General features: G+C 78.3%; 3 protein-coding genes. 1 reads left to right on the plus strand and 2 read right to left on the minus strand.

What is annotated here, in order from left to right; all coding sequences use genetic code 11:
* A partial coding sequence (locus L1885_RS27615; protein WP_235799879.1) for a PH domain-containing protein occupies nt 1-390 on the plus strand: 390 nt, incomplete at its 5' end.
* A gap of 144 nt (nt 391-534) precedes the next feature.
* Here L1885_RS27615 and L1885_RS27620 read toward each other — a convergent pair.
* Both L1885_RS27620 and L1885_RS27625 read right to left on the minus strand, forming a co-directional pair.
* The gene (locus L1885_RS27620) at nt 535-1602 is read right to left on the minus strand and encodes an amidohydrolase family protein (protein ID WP_235799880.1); all 1068 of its coding nucleotides are present in this window, start codon (nt 1600-1602) and stop codon (nt 535-537) included.
* Between the two features lie 101 nt (nt 1603-1703).
* The gene (locus tag L1885_RS27625; protein ID WP_235799881.1) at nt 1704-1985 is read right to left on the minus strand and encodes a hypothetical protein; all 282 of its coding nucleotides are present in this window, start codon (nt 1983-1985) and stop codon (nt 1704-1706) included.
* Nucleotides 1986-2070 lie beyond the last annotated feature (85 nt).

Consider the following 2070-nt stretch of genomic DNA (forward strand, 5'->3'; position numbering starts at 1 on the left):
GCCCCGGCGGCCCTGCTCGCCGGGCTCGGCCTGCCGTGGGCGGCCCTCGGCGCGGCGCTGGTGGCCCTGCCGGTCGCACTCGGCCTGGCCGTGTCGGCGTACCGGGCCCTGGGCCACGGCCTGAGCGGCCCCTACCTGCTGGCGCGGTCGGGCGCGGTGCGGCGTTCGACGGTGGCGCTCCAGCGTGCGGGCGTCGTCGGCTGGACCGTACGGCAGTCCTTCTTCCAGCGCAGGGCGGGGCTCGTCACCCTGACGGCCACGACCGCCGCGGGGCGCGGCGCGTACCACGTGCGGGACGCGGACGAGGGCGAGGCGCTGGCGTTCGCGGAGACGGCCGCGCCGGGGCTGCTGGGGCCGTTCCTGACGACGGGGGACGACGGACGGGACTGACGGGCCCGGCGGTGGGCGGGGACCGACGGGCCCCGGCGGTGCGGCTCCGGGGACCCCGGCCCGGGTCCGGAGGGCCGAGGGCCCCGGGCCGCGACCGCCGGCCCCGCTCCGGAGGAGGACCCGGAGCCCCAGGGGCCCGCGCGGTCACAGGTCGTAGACGCGGGTCGCGTTCTCCGAGGCGATCAGGCTCGACACCCGCCGCGCGTCGGTGAGCGACCACGCGCCGTCGGCGACCCAGCCGCCCAGCACCCGGCTCAGCGCCTCCGTGAACACCCGCGCGCCCACCACGTGCAGCTCCGGCAGCCCCCGCCCGCCGCTGGAGAACAGCAGCTTCCCGAACGGGGCGGTCTCCAGGACCTCCGCGAGCAGCGCGGCCGCCCGCGCGCCGGTGCGGGTGAGCGCAGGGCCCAGGTCCGCGTACACGTGCGGGAACGTCGCGGTCAGCCGGGCCGCCTGCCGGTGGTGCGGGTAGCTGCCGAGGAGCACCAGGTGCACGCCGTGGCCCTCGGTGGCGGCCGCGAACCCCGCCAGCCGCTGCGGCTCCGTGCGCGAGAGGTGCAGCTGGAGCGGGCGGCCCGTCGCCACCGCCGTCCACAGCAGGTGCCGCAGCAGCACCGGGTCGCTCGGCGGGTCGCCCGTCGCCCGGCTGCCGAGCCAGTGCACGGCGGCCGCGTGCGCCTCCCGGGGCGACGGCGGCGACGCCGGGTCCACGGCGGGCACGGACGCGCACGCGAACGCCACGGCCGTCGTGGCCGCGGAGCTCACCGACTCCGCCAGGTTCGCGAGCAGCGCGCCCGCCGACCCGGACGTGTCGGCCACCTGCTGGGCCAGCAGGTCGAGCCGTACGATCTCCCGGGCCCGCGCGCCGCCCGCCGACGCCAGCTCCTCGGGTCCGGTCAGGTCCCCGGGCAGGCCGGTGTCCACCAGGTACGTCGTGACGCCCGTGCCGCGCAGCAGGAGCCGCGCGGCGGCCGCCACGCCCAGCTCCCGGCGGCGGGCCAGGTACCGGGCGGGCGGGCAGTGCGGTTCGAGGCCGAGCAGCGGTGGGCACCAGCGCCGCACCGCGAAACCCGTCTGCGTGTCGAAGAACGTCGTGCCCGGCGCGGGGGGCCCGCCCGCGTCCGCGAGGTGCGTCTCGAAGGTGCCGAGACCCAGCTCGGTGCGGAGCACACCGTGGCAGTACTGGTCCACCAGGGACGCTGTTTCGATCATCGGGACTCCCGTCGTGGACGTCAGGACCGGTGGGACGCTCCTCACAGTCCTTAACGGGCGACCCCGGATCGGGTGGCGGGCCCCGCCGCTTTCTCGGGTTCTCAGGCCCCGCCGCGTCCGCCGAGCTGGATGCCGGCCATGCGCTTCCACTCGTACGGCCCAGTGGTCACCCTCGCGGCCAGCTCGCCGTCGAAGGAGTCCTGGAGAGCGAGACCGGCCTGCTCGGCCGCGCGCCGGGCCACGGCGTCGCCCGGCGCAACGAGGTCGCCCCAGGTGCCGTCCGTGCCGACGAGGACGATGCGCGTGCCGCGCCGTCCGAGGTGGGAGAGCTGCCCCTCGGCGCCGCCGTGCCGCGAGCCGAACGCCGTGATCTGCTTCGCCAGCCGGGCGGCCGTGCGCGCCGCCTTGGCCTCGCGGCGGCGGACGGCCGGATCGGGCCGGGGCCGGGCGGGCTCCTCCGGAACGGCG

The organism is Streptomyces fuscigenes (assembly GCF_021556455.1).
In the GTDB taxonomy this organism is placed as follows: domain Bacteria; phylum Actinomycetota; class Actinomycetes; order Streptomycetales; family Streptomycetaceae; genus Streptomyces; species Streptomyces fuscigenes.

Excerpts from the sequence above, each read along its gene's own strand:
- L1885_RS27620 (WP_235799880.1), bottom strand. The coding sequence starts at position 1,602 with ATGATCGAAACAGCGTCCCTGGTGGACCAGTACTGCCACGGTGTGCTC.